Genomic DNA, 15,160 nt, shown 5'->3' on the forward strand with positions numbered 1-15,160 from the left:
TGGCCACACCCACGCAGACCTCGATGGATCTGGTGTGACCGAAGGACGCCTTCGTCTCGATCGCCTTGGCCGCAACGGCCATACGCGACTTTCTTCCCCTGCAAACAGGTTTGCATTCCTCGCGGGCCAAGAAAGCCGCTCCCGGCCGTCCTCCACTTCGTTCCGGCCGCCAGCGGTGCGACGTCGATCGCCGTCGGTCTTAACACCGTCATCGAGGACGCGATGGGCGCGGCCCGAGCAAACCGGAAAAGGAGCACGACAATGGCAGTCATCGGCGAATTCAACACCAACGGCAACAACTCCATCATCGGCAACGTGCGCACGCTCACAGTCAGCATGAAGGCCCGCCTGAACCCCATCGAGCGCGTCTCGCGCGACGCTCCGGACTTCCGCATCACCGCCGGCAACGGCGTCGAGGTCGGCGCGGGTTGGAACAAGGTCTCCAACGATGGCGAGCCCTTCATCTCCGTCAAGCTCGACGACCCCAGCTTCAATGCCCCGATCACAGCAGCCCTTTGGCCGGGCGAGAAGGAAGGCGAATACGCCCTCATCTGGAACCGCCCGAAGCGGGAGGCCTGATCACCGCAACGAGCTCCGCCGAAAGGCGGGGCTCTTTTCGTGTCGCGAGGGAGAGCCGGGCGCAGGCATCGAGCCTGCTTCCGGCTTTTCCGGTGCCATACGAGGAGTTGTGGGCTGCTCAGTTCGTCCAAGGGTGCCATGGCGAAACGAAGGCGTCCAGCACGAGCGGCGCCTCCAATTTGCTCCTTCCGCCTATGGCGGCTCCCGCAAATCGGTTCCTCCCCTCGCCGCCTCCGGCGGTCGCGTCCCGCGATGCTGGACCCCTCCGCTCCGCCATGACGCGCGGCGTCGTCTTTCACAAACGTCAAGGAGACGACGATGACGATTTCTCTCGAAATTCAGCGCGAAGAGCTTCGGGCCGAATTCAGGAATGCCTGCGATCCGGCCGAGCGCCGCCGGATTGCGGCGGAGCTGGAGATGGTACAGGCGGAGCTTGCAACGATCGAGGCCGAACAGGACGGACGCATCAGCGCGGAGCCTCCTTTCTAGGAGGCTTCCATCATGCTGCCGTTTCCGGCGGCGTGGTCGCTTCAGCCGTTCAGTGCGTCCTTGACCGCTTTGCCGGGCGTAAAGGTCAGCTTCTTCGATGCCGCGATCTTGATCGTAGCACCCGTCGCCGGATTGCGTCCCTCGCGCTCCGGAGTGTCCTTCAGCTTGAACTTTCCAAATGATGGGATCGACGTTTCTGCGCCAGCAAGCGCCGCGTCGGTGATCTGCTTGAAGACGCTCTCGACGATCGTCTTGGCCTGCGCCTTGGTCAGGCTCTGTTCGGCTGCGATCTTGTCGGCGATTTCGTTGGTCGTGGTCATATTGGACATTCCTCATGTTGTTTCGGTCCCTCAGCTTTGGCAATGAAGATGTGGCGAAGAAAGGGGCAGAAAGGCAGGAATCCCCGGAAGGAGCGCGTAAGCCACAGGAAATGCAGCAATGCGGTCGATTGAAACCGGCTATTCGGTGTTGCCCGCGTCCCGATAGCCACGTCGTCTCTTCGTTCGTTCGAGACAGGAGAGTGCTGTGTTCGCATCATCCGGATGATCGAAGGTCTGCATCATCGTCTGGCCGCCCGATCCGATCCGGCCCCAGTTGCGGATGACCGAAGCCCCGCCGAACAGTGTCGGCTGGATCGCCAGAATGTAGAAGCGTCGCATGTTCTGCGCCGTCTCGATGCGGTGAAGATGAACCGGGCATGTCTCCTTGTCTTCCATGCCCTCATTGTCGCTATCTCGGCAAGCAGCGTCCAACGAGTTATCTGAATCGATCCGGTGTCACCGATTCATCGCCGTGATGATTTCAGACAGGGAACTGGGCGAGGCGGCTTCAACGCATGGCTCTATGCGCAAGCGCACCGAACCCGCAAGCGGTTTCGGCCATCCGGTTGCGATCCTCTCGCGGCCGGTTCTACCGGCAGACGGACGCGCCCTGCAGGCGCGGGTCTCTCTTCTCTCTGACTTTGTATTTTGCACCCGCCACTCCGGCGTCAAGGACGTCGTAGCACCTCCAATTTGCAGCCGCCGTCCGCGACGGCTCTTGCAAATCGGCTCCTCCACTCGCCGCCTCCGGCGGTCGCAATGCGATCCCTGACCCCTCGCGTCTACGGCGCAGCCTCCTTGCGTCAGAAAGACGAAAGGAGATTGTCATGACAGAGCAGAAAATCAAATACATCGATGGTGGCAGCCCGGAATACTGGCGTCAGCGGGAAGAGGGTTTTCGGTTGATTCGAGAAGCCGAGCGTGCACATGACCGCGTCACGCGCGCGCCAATGTACATCTCAGGCGCCTATGACGATGACGGCGACGTCATCCCTGTCGAAAACCTCGGTCCATGGGATGCGATGGACGCGGCGATCAGTGCTATCGAGGCGAACGAAACGGCCGTCGATATTCTGGTTGCCCAGCGACGAACCGAGATTGGCGACTGGCGCATCGACACGGTGATCCGTGAACTCAACGTTAGCCCCGATTAATGTCGAGGACGAAAGGTGGTGGTGCCACCTTTCGTCCGTATCCCTGTCTGCGAGCCTCGTCAGCCGGATCGACCGGCCGGCATGGCTAACGAAAGGGGGGCTGCGCCGCCCCTCTCGCCGCTCACCCCATGAGGGAAGGGCAAGCCCCTCCCTCAAACACCCTCCCATGGGGAAAGGGGACGGTTCCCTCCACCCTTTCCCCAAACCCCTATCCCTCTCCCGGGTGCGGCCTGCGGCCGGCTTAAAGCTCCGGGAGATCGGCGTCGCTCATTGGTGATTTTATGCACCGGTGATAGCCTCTCCCCCTGAATTCAGCAGCTTGTCGCAGTGTGCCGGATACAGGTCCCGTACGGCATCCGGGGACGCGCTTTCGGACGTCATGCGATGGACGGCTTCGCATCGCTGGCAGCGGCCCCCTCCTTCTCTTCCTCCCGCTTTCGTTTTCCGGTTGTGGACCGAATCCGGTTCAGCACCGGTGGCAGAAACGGAACATCTTCCCAGGCGACATCGCCTTCGAAGAGCATCTCTCTGTTTCTGTTGCGCCAGGCCACCTCTTCTCTCGTCACAAATGGCGGCGCGATCTCCGTGAACGCCGCCAGTGGCCCAAGCACCAGAGCGCAGAAAAGGCCAACCGTCTTCACGATCGTATCGCCGATCGCTGGCAGAATGGCCATGCTGACGATCGCCCCGGCGCCGAGAAACGGAATGGCGATGATGAACGCCACCCAGGTCATCAACGGCCCCATCAACGAGTACCAGTCTTTTCTCCAATGCATCATGCGCGCTTCCTTTCGTTCTGTCAGGGTGTGGAAGGTTCCGGCCCCTTGGCCGGCGCATCGCCTTGATGGAACCTGTTCTTGCCGACGATCCTCGTCATCTCGTCGCGGCGGAACCAGATGGCGCGGCCGCATCTGAGCGGCGCGTTGCCAGCCGTGAACACGATCTGCTCGTCGGTCCGCATGCGCATCACCTCATGCGGCAGGATCAGCCGCCGGTTCGAAAGCTGCTTCGACCGCGAGCGCGACGATCCCTTCATTCCGGTCGACCGGTTCGTCTGGTCGACCTCGATCGTCGTGTCGCCGCATCGCTTCGAGATGTAGTCGGCCGTGTCGGGATCGTTGATCGCCGCGAACGAGATCCATGACGCCGACTCGAACCATTTGCTCGTGGCGTCCCGACCGCCATAGGCCTCGCGCATCTGCCCGAGGCTCTGGAAGATCAGCGTCAGCGTGATGCCGTATTTGCGACCGGCATCGCGCGCTGTCTCGAGGATGCGCAGATAGCCGAGACGGGCCACCTCGTCGAGCAGGAACAGCGTCCTGCCCTCGACCTCGCCGTTGCGATTATAGATCGCGTTCAGGAACGCGCCGATCACGACGCGGGCAAGGCCCGGATGTGCCTCCAGCACTTTCAGGTCGAGTGCGATGAAGATGTCCGTCTCGCCCTTGGCGAGATCGTCCGTCGAGAAGCTGTCGCCGGACACCAGGGCGGCATAGTTCGGATAGGAGAGCCAGTGCGTTTCCTTGACGGCGTTGGCATAGACGCCGGAGAACGTCTCCGGCGTCATGTTGACGAACACCGCGACGTTCTCCCGGACGAATTCGGATTCGGACTGCTCGTAAATCCGCGTCAGCCGCTCGCGCAGTTTCGGTTCAGGCTCCGAGAGATTGGCGCGCACCCGGCGCAGCGTCTGGTCCTGTTCGTCCGTATGCCCTGACAGGCACACGTCTGCGATCAACGCGGTCAACAGCTGCATGGCGGAAGCCCGGAAGAAGTCGTCGCGGGCGGACGCAGTCCGCGCGTTGTCGGTCATGATCCAGGTCGCGACCGACACGATATCCTCCTCCTTCGTTCCGCCAAACCGCCCGATCCAGTCGAGCGCGTTGAAGCCGATGGCGGGCGTGGCGGGATCGAGCACGATCACTTTTCGGCCGGCCTTGCGCCGGTGTTCCGAGACCATCGGCGCCACCTCGCTCGACGGGTCCAGAACCACAAGCCCGCCACCCCATTTGAGCGCCGTCGGGATCGTCAACGATGTCGTCTTGAAACCGCCGGAGCCGGCAAAGACGATGCCGTGCGACGAGCCGAACGAGCCGTCGAAGCAGAGCAGCGGGGACTTGCCGCCCGCGCCCCATGTCTCGCGCTGATCGGCGCGGAACGACATGCCCGCCACACTGTCGCGATCGACGCGATAGCGTTCTCCGATGACGATGCCGCCCGCATCGGGAAACAGTCTTCCCGCTTCGACCACGCCCATCCAGTCCGCCTCGCCATGCACGGCCCGCTTGCCGCGGACACGGCGCGGCGCCGGACTGGCAAATGCAGCCTTGCCCTTGATGACGACGCGAAGTGCGAAGACGCCGGCGAGGAATGGGCCGGCCGCACCGAGCGCTGTCGCCGGGTCCGTGTAGGCGAGGACGGACTGGTCCGTGGGGACGCTTCCGGCGATGCCGGAAAGACGAGCCGCCTCGCGGATCATCGCGATGATAATCGCCGCGACGTTTCCGCTGACGACGCTCCATCCAGCCGTCTTTATGTTGGCGGCACCGTTGGCCGCGAACAGGAACATCGTACCTATCGCAGCCGCTGCGATGTAGGGCAGGGCGATGCCGAACCGCCCGAGCATCAGCTTCGCCTGCGCCGTCCTTCCGAACGCCGCCAGCCAGTGCTCGATCCCCGGCATCAGGATCACCGCGGCGATCATCGTCGTGGCGGGGACGACGGCGAGGAGAATTCTATTCGCCGTCACGACCAAAGGCCTCCGCCCCTATCGTGGTGAGGCGCGATCGCTCGGCATCGTCGCCCTTGATGCGGCGACCTGCATCGATCAGCATGCCGAGCAGCAGTGCCCGTTTCTCGTAGCGCAGCCCGGCCTTGACGATCAGGCCACCCAGCTCGATCTTCTCGCGGGTGTCCTTCTTTCGGGCGTCGGTCGATGAGGTCCGGTGCATCCGCTCAAGCCTCGCCACGGCTGCCCGCATCCGAGCCAGATGCGAGCGTCGCGCCCGGCTCGCCGGCGGTCCGGCCGTCATCGGCATTTTTCCTTCCGGATGTCCCTGCCTTACCTCCGCGAAAGCGCCCGGCGATGTCCTCGAACGCTGCCTGGAGTTCGGCCTCCTCGATCTCGATCTCGCCAAGACCGGCCTTCAGCGCGACGCGGCCGATGCGCTCGGCCTCCCGCGTCTCCGCCTGTCTGAGCTGGTCCTGAAGGCGGGCGATTTCTTCACGTATCTTCGATGACGGTTTCTTCATTCCGGTCGGATCTCCCTGGAAGTCTCGCGGTGATGTTCTCGCCGCCAGACTTCCTCAAAAGCACGTCCGAAGGAACGTGCAGATTTGCACGTCGGCAAAGCCGACACTTTGGAAGATGATCCCGCCGTTCCGAAGGAGCGGATCCAAGGGCGCAATTATACGTCGCTGGCGCGACGCGTTGCTCAATGACCCTGGCGGGGCCGCTATTCGCGACGAGCAGCTTGTTTCGACCGATTGACCGGGAGTATTCGCCGCCGTGGCCATCGCCCACTTCTCAGCCAGCATCGTCAGCCGCGGCGACGGCCGCAGCGCGGTGCTGTCGGCGGCCTACCGGCACTGTGCGAAGATGCACTACGAGCGTGAGGCGCGCACCATCGACTACACCCGCAAGGTTGGGCTCCTTCACGAAGAGTTCCTTTTGCCGGACCATGCGCCGAAATGGGTCCGGATGCTGATCGCCGACCGCTCTGTCGCCGGCGCTTCGGAGGCCTTCTGGAACAGGGTCGAGGCTTTCGAGAAGCGGATCGACGCCCAGCTCGCCAAGGACCTGACGGTGGCGCTGCCGCTGGAGCTCACAGCCGAGCAGAATATCGCGCTCGTCCGTGACTTCGTGGAAAAGCACATTCTCTCCAGAGGGATGGTTGCCGACTGGGTTTATCACGACAATCCCGGCAATCCGCACATCCACCTGATGACGACACTGCGGCCGCTGACCGAATACGGTTTTGGCGCGAAGAAGGTCGCGGTGATCGGCGAGGAGGGCGAACCTCTGCGGACGAAAGCCGGGAAGATCGTCTATGAGCTATGGGCCGGCGGAACGGACGACTTCAACGCGTTTCGCGACGCCTGGTTCGAACGGATGAACCATCACCTGGCGCTCAACGGCATCAATTTGCGCGTCGACGGGCGATCCTACGAGAAGCAGGGTATCGATCTGGTGCCGACCATTCATCTCGGCGTCGGCGCCAAGGCGATCGAGCGTAAGGCCGAAGGGGAGGGACGCAAAGCCGAGCTCGAACGCCTTGAGCTCAACGAGGAGCGGCGCGAGGAAAATGCCCGCCGCATCCGGGAGAATCCCGAACTCGTGCTGGATCTCATCACCCGCGAGAAGAGCGTCTTCGACGAGCGCGATGTCGCCAAAATCCTGCATCGCTATATCGACGATGCGGGCCTGTTCCGCAACATGATGGCGCGCATCATGCAGAGTGGGCAAGTGCTGCGGCTGGAGCGCGAGCGGATCTCGTTGGCAACCGGCAAGCGCGAGCCGTCGAAGTTCACGACGCACGAGCTGATCCGCCTCGAAGCGACGATGGCCCGGAGCGCGATGTGGCTTGACCGACGCTCCTCGCATGGTATCGGCAAGGCCGTTCTCGACGCGACCTTCGCGCGCCACGACCGGCTGTCGCAGGAACAGCGGACAGCGCTTGCGCATATCGCCGGCGCCAATCGCATAGCCGCCGTCGTTGGCCGTGCCGGAGCGGGCAAGACCACAATGATGAAAGCGGCCCGCGAGACATGGGAAGCCGCCGGATATCGCGTCGTGGGCGCAGCGCTTGCTGGCAAGGCGGCGGAGGGTCTGGAGAAAGAGGCCGGCATCATCGCGCGCACGCTGTCGTCGTGGGAACTACGCTGGCAGCAGGAGCGTGACCGCCTCGACGACAGGACCGTCATGGTGCTGGATGAGGCGGGCATGGTGTCGTCGCGGCAGATGGCGATGCTTGTCCAGGCAGCGACCGAGGCCGGGGCCAAGCTGGTGCTGGTCGGTGATCCCGATCAGCTCCAGCCGATCGAAGCGGGCGCCGCATTCCGCGCGATCACCGACCGCATCGGCTATGCCGAACTTGGCACGATCTATCGTCAGCGCGAGGCGTGGATGCGTCGCGCCTCGGTCGATCTTGCCCACCGTCAAGTCGGGTCGGCGCTCGCAGCCTATGACCGCGCGAACCTGATCCATTCGCACTGGTCGAAGGACGAGGCCATAGCCTCGCTGATCGAAGACTGGAACCGCGACTACGATCCGGCGAGGTCTTCTCTCATTCTCGCCCATCGACGACTCGACGTGCGCGCACTCAACGAACTCGCCCGCGAAAGGCTGGTCGGGCGCGGTCTCGTCGGCGAGGGCTTCGCCTTCCGGACAGAAGAGGGCGAGCGTCGCTTCGACGCCGGCGACCGGATCGTCTTCCTGAAGAACGAGGGATCGCTCGGCGTCAAGAACGGCATGCTGGCGAAGGTGGTCGAAGCCGCACCCGGCAGGTTTGTCGCCGAGATTGGCGAAGGGGAGGATCGCCGCCAGGTGACGGTCGATCAGCATCTCTACGCCAATGTCGATCATGGCTATGCGACCACCATCCACAAATCGCAGGGCGCGACGGTCGACGTCGTCAGGGTGCTCGCCTCCGGCACGATGGACCGCCATCTGACCTATGTCGCGCTCACCCGTCATCGTGATGCAGCCCGGCTCTATGTCGGCATGAACGAGTTCACCAACCGCGGCGGCGTTCTCGTCGATCACGGAGAGGCTCCCTACGAGAACAAGCCCGAGAACCACGACAGCTATTTCGTCACGCTCGAAACCGGCGAGGGGAAGCAGAACACCATCTGGGGCGTCGACCTGAAGCGCGCGATGGCAGAGGCGGCGCCTCAGATCGGCGACCGCATCGGCCTCGACCACAAGGGTTCCGAAATGGTCCGTCTTCCCGACGGCAAGAAGGTCAAGCGCCATACCTGGAAGGTCGTCGACATCCGCGAGCTGGCGCTGTCGCGGATGACGGAACGCATGTCGCGCGACGCAGCGAAGGAAACGACGCTCGACTACGAGAACGCCAGCTTCTATCGCGCGGCACTCCGCTTCGCCGACACGCATGGCCTGCGCCTCATGAACGTCGCCCGGACCATGATGCGCGACCGGCTCGACTGGACGGTCCGGCAGAAACAGCGGCTTGCCCGTCTCGGAAGCCGGCTGCTCGCCATCGGCGGCAAGCTCGGTCTCGTTTCCAGCACTCAGCAGCAACAATCGCTTTCCAGCAACATGAAGGAGGTCAGGCCGATGGTTGCCGGCATCACCATTCATCCGAAATCCCTCGACCAGGCGGTCGAGGACAAGCTCGCCGCCGATCCCGGTCTGAAGAAGCAATGGGAGGAAGTCTCCTCCCGTTTTCATCTGATCTACGCCCAGCCCGAAGCCGCCTTCCGCGCGGTCGATGTCGACGCGGCGTTGAAGGATCCGGCGACTGCGAAATCCACGCTCGCGAAGATCGCGAACGAGCCGGAGAGTTTTGGAGCGCTCAAAGGCAAGACCGGCCTGTTCGCCAGCCGCGTGGAGAAGGAGGACCGCGATATTGCACACGTCAATGCGCCGGCGCTTTCGCGTGACCTCGAACGTTATCTTCAGATGCGAACGAACGCCATGCAGCGCCTTGAAACGGAGGAGAGGGCAATCCGGCATCGCGTCTCGATCGACATTCCGGCACTGTCGCCGTCCGCCCGCACGGTGCTCGAACGGGTGCGCGATGCGATCGACCGCAACGACCTTCCCGCAGCACTCGGATATGCGGTCAGCGACAAGGAGGCCAAGCTCGAAATCGACGGATTCAACAAGGCTGTATCGGAACGCTTCGGTGAACGCAGCCTGCTGCCGAACGCCGCGCGCGAACCGTCCGGGCGGCTGTTCGAGCAGCTCGCCAAGGGGCTCCAGCCCCAAGAGAAGGAGCACCTGGCCGAGGCATGGCCGGTGATGCGCACCGCCCAGCAACTCGCTGCCCACGAGCGCACCGCCGCGACCTTGAGGCAGGTCGAGGACCTGCGGCTATCGCAGCGCCAGACACCGGTGATCAAGCAATGACGCCGCGCCGGGCGATCATCCTGATCCGTGCCTCTGTGACCGTCATTCTCTGCGAATCGGTCGTCGCCGCGGTCGGCGGCTATCGCCTGAACCTAACACCAAGCGAGCCGCTCGGGCTCTGGCGCATCGAGGCATTGAACCGCTCCCCTGAGGTCGGGGATCTGGTGTTCATCTGCCCGCCGTCGAACGCGCCGTTCATCGAGGCGCTAGAGCGCGGATATCTCCACCGCGGGCTTTGCAGGGGCGGTTTTGCGCCGCTGATCAAGACCATTGTCGCTCTTCCCGGCGACCGGGTCGAGATCGCCGGCGAGGTCATCATCGACGGCCGCCCGGTACCCGCATCCGCTGTGCGGGCGACGGATGGTGCCGGCAGGGCGATCCATCCCTATCCCGGCGGCGTCGTGCCACCCGGCCATCTCTTTCTTCACTCATCCTTTGCGAGCTCCTATGATTCACGATATTTTGGGCCGATCCCGGCATCCGGCCTTCTCGGTCAGGCGCGGCCGGTGTTCACGTTTGACCCGTGACCGCTGGCGTGTGGCGCTCCTGATCCTGCTTTCGATCGCCGTCGGAGCGGTCGGCTGGAGCGGCGAGGCCCTCCTTCTTCCGACAGCCATGCTCTTTCCGTTGCTATGGGCGCAATCTCCATCACGACTGGTTGCGGGCGCGGTGTCTGCCGGGTACTTCCTCACCGCCTCGCGCGGCCTGCCGCAGGGTGTGGCGAACTTCTACGCCGCCGATTTCTGGCCCGGCCTCCTGCTATGGCTGGCGGCCTCGGCCGGCTTTGTCGCCGTGCATGCGGCGTTCTGGCCCGCGCGCTTGCAAAAGAGGCTCCCGGGAAGGGGCGCTCTGGGTTGGGGAAAGCCGGTGCGCTACCTTGCGGCCGCGGTGCTGATGGGGCTGCCGCCCTTCGGCATCACCGGGTGGGCGCATCCACTGACCGCAGCGGGCATTCTGTTTCCCGGCTTTGGATGGTGGGGGCTGGGTGCGACCACAGCCGGCCTCGCGATGATGACATCGCGATACTGGCCGGCTGCTGCCATTGCCCTGGGAGGCTTCTGGTTCTGGTCCGCCGCTACGTGGACGCAACCTGTCCTACCGGATGGATGGAAAGGCGTCGACCTCGAACAGGGTCAAACGCTTGGACGTGATGGTTCGCTTGACCATCACCGTGACCTGATCGCAACGGTGCGCGCGGCGGCAGGAGCGGAAACCCGTGTCATCGTTCTTCCCGAAAGCGCCCTCGGCTTATGGACCCCGACTGTCGCACGGCTTTGGCAGGCGGGCTTGCGAGGGGCGGACGTCACCGTGATCGCCGGCGCGGCCGTCATCGATCCGGGCGGCTACGACAACGTCATGGTGACGGTCTCGGAGGGTGAAGCACGGATCCTCTATCGCGAGCGCATGCCGATCCCGGTATCGATGTGGCAGCCATGGTTGCAATGGACCGGGCAGGGCGGTGGCGCTCAAGCGCATTTCTTCGCCAACCCGGCCGTGGATCTCGCTGGCACGAGGATCGCGCCGCTGATCTGCTACGAGCAGCTCATCGTCTGGCCCATACTGCACTCGATGCTGTTTTCCCCCGCCGCCATCGTCGCCACGGGCAACGGATGGTGGACCGAGGGAACGTCGATCGTCGCCATCCAACAAGCAGGCGTGATCGCCTGGGCGAAACTCTTCGGGCGACCCGTCGTCACGGCTTTCAACACATAAGGAGACTTTCGCGATGGTCGATTCCGCCCTCATCAAGGAATGCAGCGATCCCGGCCTGAAGCCCGCGATCGTCGAAGAGTTCATCGAACGGGCAGGGGCGCCGGACCCGCTCGCGGTCACTGTCCGCTCCGGCAACCGCATCGTTCTGGTGCCGAAGCCGACAACGCCGGACGAAGCGCTCGCATTGATACGCCAGAACCTCGGCCGCAATATCGTTCGCGTCGGCTTGACGCAGTATCCCGCCGGCCTCGGTATCGTCGAGGCGGGCCAGTTGAAGCCGGACCTGATCGAGCCTTGCGAAAACATCAAGATGGGCACGGCCCTGTTCGCCAAAGTCTATCGTATCGTCACCAAATGGTACGGTAACCCTCCCGAAAGCGAGGTCCTTCCGCAGGTTTTTGAAGACGCGATCATCGCATGGCAAACGGGGTATTTCGAGGGGACAGCGGTGTTCCGGGCAGCCGATCCGGGCGACGTGAAGCTGCCAGAGCCGGATCCAGGGGTGGAAGCGGAAACGTCCGAAGCCGGTAGTGACAAGATGAAGGGCGGCAACGTCGATACTGCACTCGAGGCGGAACCAGCTGACCCGAACAAGGCCGGTATTCGGATCGACCTTTCCGGCATCGGCGCGCGCGGGAAGTGAGGAACAGGTTCCTCGCGTCTGCGTGGATGAACGCGGGCCAGGAGGGAAAAATCGCTCGGTCCGTGGGCCAAGCGAATCGCACTTAATGAGACCATGGCGGAAAACAACTAAGTGTCGTCACGCTTCAACAATGCATTCTATCCCTGGTCGCAAGTCGCGTTGATTTCTTCTTCGAAAGCATAGGCCTTGAGGTATTTTGTGCCTTGCATCGAGATGGGCATGTGAAGATTTGCACCGTCGTTCTGTCGATCGGCGCTGGCATCTCTTTGGAATGGCTCTTATAAGGGGCATGACGCAGTACGCGCTGTGTTGCGGCTTAGAATCCGCAGATGAACGGTTGGCGCTGACCGAAACGGTGCCAGGAACCCTCTGACCTTGTGGCCGGGGGCCTGTGACTCATGTCCAGGCGCCTCGGTGCTAAAGGTCTCAGGGCCGATTCATCTCGGATTCTAACCCCCGGCTAGGGTTCAAAGGGTTCAACGTCGGCGGGGGCGCACCGCAGACAAAACCAGGGTTAGGTCAGGAATGGAATCGGAAGATGCAACATTGACGAAAAAAGTTGAGCTCCGGCCACTGGTCGGCTTAACTCGTGGACTACACCCGGCTGACCTCGAGAAACTGACCATAGACGCAATCCGTGCACATCGGCGACTTGTCGAAAAGGCCGACGAACTTTTCCAGGCCCTGCCGGAAAGCTATAAGTCGGGAAAGGAAGTCGGAGGCCCACAGCATCTGTGTTACATCGAGGCCAGTATCGAGATGCACGCGCAGATGAGCGCTGTCAGCACGCTAATCAGCATTCTTGGCTATATCCCGAACGCCTCCGTGAACTGAACCGGCTTCCGTTTGTCTCATGGCGAATTTTTATAGCGGGCTATGATGTCATATCGGTCCTGAACTATTGCGGCAGCTCAGACCCGCTATCTTCATCGGAGGCAAGGCGGCGTGACACGAGCTCCTCCGTTCGGTCTCTTTGATACCGACCGCGGTGGAACCCTACGCAGCGAAGACCTGGGCAGCGCGGCTCGACGGTTTGGCGACTGGCGCGACGGATGGCCGATGAACCTGGCCAGCAAACGCTTGCGTTCGGCCGGTGTCATCGAACCTGAAATGCTCCAGCAGCTCGAATAGCGCGGCGGCCTCGCGAGCAAGGCTGTGGCTGGCCGCCGTCTGCTCCTCGACCATCGCGGCGTTTTGTTGCGTTCCCTGATCGACGCTGTTCACGGCCTTGTTGATCTCACCGAGAGCGTTCGACTGCTCGCGTGCCGCTTCGACAATCGCGACGACATTCGTGTTGATGTCGTGGACCTGGGTCGCGATTTCCTGCAGCGCGGAACCGGCTTTCGTGACAAGCGATACCCCGCTCTGGACCTGGCTACCCGACGCGGTGATCAGCGTCTTGATTTCCTTGGCGGCCTTGGCCGATCGCTGCGCGAGCTCGCGGACTTCCTGCGCGACGACCGCGAATCCCTTGCCCGCTTCGCCGGCACGGGCCGCTTCGACACCGGCATTCAGCGCCAGGAGGTTGGTCTGGAACGCGATCTCATCGATGACACCGATGATGTTGGAGATCTCGCGAGAGGACGTTTCGATCTGATCCATGGCGCCGATCGCGTCGCGCACCACCTGCCCGGAATGCTCTGCATGTTCGCGGGTGCGTGCAACGAGTTGGCCAGCCTCCTCCGCCCGACGACTGGAATCCTTGACCGTTGTGGTGATTTCCTCGAGCGCAGCGGCGGTCTCCTCGACCGAGGCGGCTTGTTGCTCGGTGCGTTTTGCCAGCTCGTCGGCGGCGGTCCGAATCTCGCTGGATCCCGCGGAGATCGCCCTGGCGTTGTCGGCGACAGTCGCCATCGCGCGCTTCAGCTTGTCGGAGGCGGCGTTGAAATCGGTGCGCAAACGTTCGAGCGAGGGGATGAACGGTTTTTCGATTTGCTGCGCCAGGTCACCGTCCGCCAGACTGTTCAGGCAGCCCGCGAGCTGTTCGACGTTTTCGACCCGGGCCGTCACGTCGGTCGCGAATTTCACGACTTTGAAGACTCTGCCGTTCATATCGAAAATCGGATTGTATGAGGCCTGGATAAAGACCTTGCGACCACCCTTGCCGAGCCGCATGAACTCGTCCGCCATCAAATCCCCGCCTGCAAGCATCTTCCAGAAATTCCGATAGTCGGGCGACGCGGTATAGGATGGTTCGCAGAACATCGAATGGTGTTTGCCCTGGATCTCGCTCAGAGAATATCCGAGGGCGGACAGGAAATTCTCGTTGGCGGTCAGGACGTCGCCGGTCGGCGTGAACTCGATAATCGCCTGCGCCCGCGACAAAGCCTCGATCTTGCCGGCATCTTCTGCAACTTTCAGCTTCTGGGCGGTGATGTCGGTGGCGATCTTGACAACCTTGACCGGCTTGCCACGGCGCATGACAGGGTTATAGGACGCCTCGATCCAGACTTCCTTGCCGCCCTTGCCGATGCGCTTATATTGCTGCTGGTCGAAGTTGCCGGCGGCGAGTTTCGCCCAGAACGCCTTATAGTCTGCCGATTTCACAAATGCCGGTTCAACGAACATGCTGTGATGTTTGCCGATAATTTCTGATAGCTCATAGCCAAGCGCCCGGCAGAAATTGTCGTTGGCAGTGAGTATCCTGCCGGACAGATCGAATTCGATCATGGCCTGAGACTTAGAGAGGGCAGCAAGTACCGCGCATGCATTGGCACCACGATTGAGAATATTCACTAGGCGACCTCCCAAGGATACTTACCGGACCGAAGGTCGCGGCAGAGCGCGAATAGTTGCATACGATGTTTAATCTTCATTTAAACATGGAACTGGCATCCATCAATTATGCCCGCTTAAAGCGCTCGAAGAGAAGGAGGAGATTGTATCAACAATCATGTGCCGCTCGATAAGGGCTTCCATGTTGCGATTGAGCAAAGACAGCAGCAGGTCTTTTGTGACGGCCCGGGTCTCGCTTTTTCGAGATAGAGCGGACGCCACGTGAGGTCGAGATCCTGGCTTAGGTCTTCGTGCAACTTGACTATCTCCTGCCGGGCCGCTTCCAGGCTATCGAAAAACTGAACGGTGGTGTGCCCGTGCAGCCAGTGCGCCTGGTCATCGGCAGTCGCCTGAGAATAGGTGTAGAACGTATAGGAAGTTACTGACATCATTC

16 protein-coding genes are annotated in these 15,160 nt (G+C 62.4%); 8 read left to right on the forward strand and 8 right to left on the reverse strand.

The window, feature by feature from the left end; genetic code table 11:
- Positions 1–261: 261 nt before the first annotated feature.
- Positions 262–579, forward strand: coding sequence for a DUF736 domain-containing protein (locus tag NCHU2750_RS28645; protein ID WP_045024646.1), 318 nt, complete (start codon positions 262–264; stop codon positions 577–579).
- Between the two features lie 318 nt (positions 580–897).
- A complete protein-coding gene (locus tag NCHU2750_RS30750; RefSeq protein ID WP_162936979.1) occupies positions 898–1,068 on the forward strand; it encodes a hypothetical protein in 171 nt (56 codons plus the stop codon).
- 41 nt (positions 1,069–1,109) lie between these two features.
- Here the strand turns inward: NCHU2750_RS30750 and NCHU2750_RS28650 are convergent, their stop codons facing one another.
- Both NCHU2750_RS28650 and NCHU2750_RS28655 read right to left on the reverse strand, forming a co-directional pair.
- Entirely contained in the window at positions 1,110–1,388 is a 279-nt protein-coding gene (locus NCHU2750_RS28650; protein WP_010891541.1) for an HU family DNA-binding protein, read from the reverse strand.
- Positions 1,389–1,526: 138 nt separating this feature from the next.
- Positions 1,527–1,784, reverse strand: a complete 258-nt coding sequence (locus NCHU2750_RS28655; protein ID WP_010974892.1) for a WGR domain-containing protein — start codon at positions 1,782–1,784, stop codon at positions 1,527–1,529.
- A 431-nt stretch (positions 1,785–2,215) separates the two neighbouring features.
- On the opposite strand from NCHU2750_RS28655, the gene NCHU2750_RS28660 reads away from it, so the two are divergent.
- Positions 2,216–2,542 (forward strand): hypothetical protein, encoded by a 327-nt coding sequence (locus tag NCHU2750_RS28660; protein ID WP_045025118.1) that lies wholly within the window; start codon positions 2,216–2,218, stop codon positions 2,540–2,542.
- Positions 2,543–2,919: 377 nt separating this feature from the next.
- Here the strand turns inward: NCHU2750_RS28660 and NCHU2750_RS28665 are convergent, their stop codons facing one another.
- The 4 genes from NCHU2750_RS28665 to traC all read right to left on the reverse strand — a co-directional run bounded on the left by NCHU2750_RS28665 (position 2,920) and on the right by traC (position 5,794).
- On the reverse strand, positions 2,920–3,276 hold the full coding sequence (locus tag NCHU2750_RS28665; protein ID WP_349509046.1) for a hypothetical protein: 357 nt from the start codon (positions 3,274–3,276) through the stop codon (positions 2,920–2,922).
- Between the two features lie 65 nt (positions 3,277–3,341).
- A complete protein-coding gene (traG, locus tag NCHU2750_RS28670) occupies positions 3,342–5,291 on the reverse strand; it encodes a Ti-type conjugative transfer system protein TraG (protein WP_045231723.1) in 1,950 nt (649 codons plus the stop codon).
- Positions 5,278–5,493: a type IV conjugative transfer system coupling protein TraD gene (gene traD, locus NCHU2750_RS28675; RefSeq protein WP_045231722.1), complete on the reverse strand. Its 216-nt coding sequence runs from the start codon at positions 5,491–5,493 to the stop codon at positions 5,278–5,280. The genes traG and traD overlap by 14 nt, the downstream gene beginning before the upstream one ends.
- A gap of 4 nt (positions 5,494–5,497) precedes the next feature.
- Positions 5,498–5,794 carry a conjugal transfer protein TraC gene (traC, locus tag NCHU2750_RS28680; protein WP_045023309.1) on the reverse strand — a complete coding sequence of 99 codons (297 nt, stop codon included), beginning with the start codon at positions 5,792–5,794 and terminating at the stop codon, positions 5,498–5,500.
- Positions 5,795–6,050: 256 nt separating this feature from the next.
- Between traC and traA the strand changes: the two genes are divergently transcribed.
- The 5 genes from traA (at position 6,051) to NCHU2750_RS28705 (ending at position 12,825) form a co-directional block, all read left to right on the forward strand.
- On the forward strand, positions 6,051–9,635 hold the full coding sequence (gene traA, locus NCHU2750_RS28685) for a Ti-type conjugative transfer relaxase TraA (protein ID WP_045231721.1): 3,585 nt from the start codon (positions 6,051–6,053) through the stop codon (positions 9,633–9,635).
- Complete coding sequence (gene traF, locus NCHU2750_RS28690) at positions 9,632–10,162, forward strand: conjugative transfer signal peptidase TraF (protein ID WP_045023305.1); 531 nt, start codon at positions 9,632–9,634, stop codon at positions 10,160–10,162. Before traA ends, traF begins: the two co-directional genes overlap by 4 nt.
- Positions 10,152–11,348 carry a conjugal transfer protein TraB gene (locus NCHU2750_RS28695; RefSeq protein WP_045231720.1) on the forward strand — a complete coding sequence of 399 codons (1,197 nt, stop codon included), beginning with the start codon at positions 10,152–10,154 and terminating at the stop codon, positions 11,346–11,348. Before traF ends, NCHU2750_RS28695 begins: the two co-directional genes overlap by 11 nt.
- A 13-nt stretch (positions 11,349–11,361) precedes the next feature.
- A complete protein-coding gene (locus NCHU2750_RS28700) occupies positions 11,362–11,991 on the forward strand; it encodes a TraH family protein (RefSeq protein WP_045023302.1) in 630 nt (209 codons plus the stop codon).
- A gap of 525 nt (positions 11,992–12,516) precedes the next feature.
- Positions 12,517–12,825: a transcriptional repressor TraM gene (locus NCHU2750_RS28705; RefSeq protein ID WP_010891530.1), complete on the forward strand. Its 309-nt coding sequence runs from the start codon at positions 12,517–12,519 to the stop codon at positions 12,823–12,825.
- A gap of 162 nt (positions 12,826–12,987) precedes the next feature.
- Here NCHU2750_RS28705 and NCHU2750_RS28710 read toward each other — a convergent pair whose 3' ends face one another.
- Together NCHU2750_RS28710 and NCHU2750_RS28715 are read right to left on the reverse strand one after the other, a co-directional pair.
- Positions 12,988–14,727 carry a methyl-accepting chemotaxis protein gene (locus NCHU2750_RS28710; protein ID WP_045231719.1) on the reverse strand — a complete coding sequence of 580 codons (1,740 nt, stop codon included), beginning with the start codon at positions 14,725–14,727 and terminating at the stop codon, positions 12,988–12,990.
- A gap of 155 nt (positions 14,728–14,882) precedes the next feature.
- A complete protein-coding gene (locus NCHU2750_RS28715; protein ID WP_233278959.1) occupies positions 14,883–15,158 on the reverse strand; it encodes a hypothetical protein in 276 nt (91 codons plus the stop codon).
- Between the last annotated feature and the right edge of the window lie 2 nt (positions 15,159–15,160).

The organism is Neorhizobium sp. NCHU2750 (assembly GCF_003597675.1).
In the GTDB taxonomy this organism is placed as follows: domain Bacteria; phylum Pseudomonadota; class Alphaproteobacteria; order Rhizobiales; family Rhizobiaceae; genus Neorhizobium.

Excerpts from the sequence above, each read along its gene's own strand:
- NCHU2750_RS28645 (WP_045024646.1), top strand. The coding sequence starts at position 262 with ATGGCAGTCATCGGCGAATTCAACACCAACGGCAACAACTCCATCATC.
- NCHU2750_RS30750 (WP_162936979.1), top strand. The coding sequence starts at position 898 with ATGACGATTTCTCTCGAAATTCAGCGCGAAGAGCTTCGGGCCGAATTC.
- NCHU2750_RS28650 (WP_010891541.1), bottom strand. The coding sequence starts at position 1,388 with ATGACCACGACCAACGAAATCGCCGACAAGATCGCAGCCGAACAGAGC.
- NCHU2750_RS28655 (WP_010974892.1), bottom strand. The coding sequence starts at position 1,784 with ATGGAAGACAAGGAGACATGCCCGGTTCATCTTCACCGCATCGAGACG.
- NCHU2750_RS28660 (WP_045025118.1), top strand. The coding sequence starts at position 2,216 with ATGACAGAGCAGAAAATCAAATACATCGATGGTGGCAGCCCGGAATAC.
- NCHU2750_RS28665 (WP_349509046.1), bottom strand. The coding sequence starts at position 3,276 with ATGACCTGGGTGGCGTTCATCATCGCCATTCCGTTTCTCGGCGCCGGG.
- traD (WP_045231722.1), bottom strand. The coding sequence starts at position 5,493 with ATGCACCGGACCTCATCGACCGACGCCCGAAAGAAGGACACCCGCGAG.
- traC (WP_045023309.1), bottom strand. The coding sequence starts at position 5,794 with ATGAAGAAACCGTCATCGAAGATACGTGAAGAAATCGCCCGCCTTCAG.
- traF (WP_045023305.1), top strand. The coding sequence starts at position 9,632 with ATGACGCCGCGCCGGGCGATCATCCTGATCCGTGCCTCTGTGACCGTC.
- NCHU2750_RS28700 (WP_045023302.1), top strand. The coding sequence starts at position 11,362 with ATGGTCGATTCCGCCCTCATCAAGGAATGCAGCGATCCCGGCCTGAAG.
- NCHU2750_RS28705 (WP_010891530.1), top strand. The coding sequence starts at position 12,517 with ATGGAATCGGAAGATGCAACATTGACGAAAAAAGTTGAGCTCCGGCCA.
- NCHU2750_RS28715 (WP_233278959.1), bottom strand. The coding sequence starts at position 15,158 with ATGATGTCAGTAACTTCCTATACGTTCTACACCTATTCTCAGGCGACT.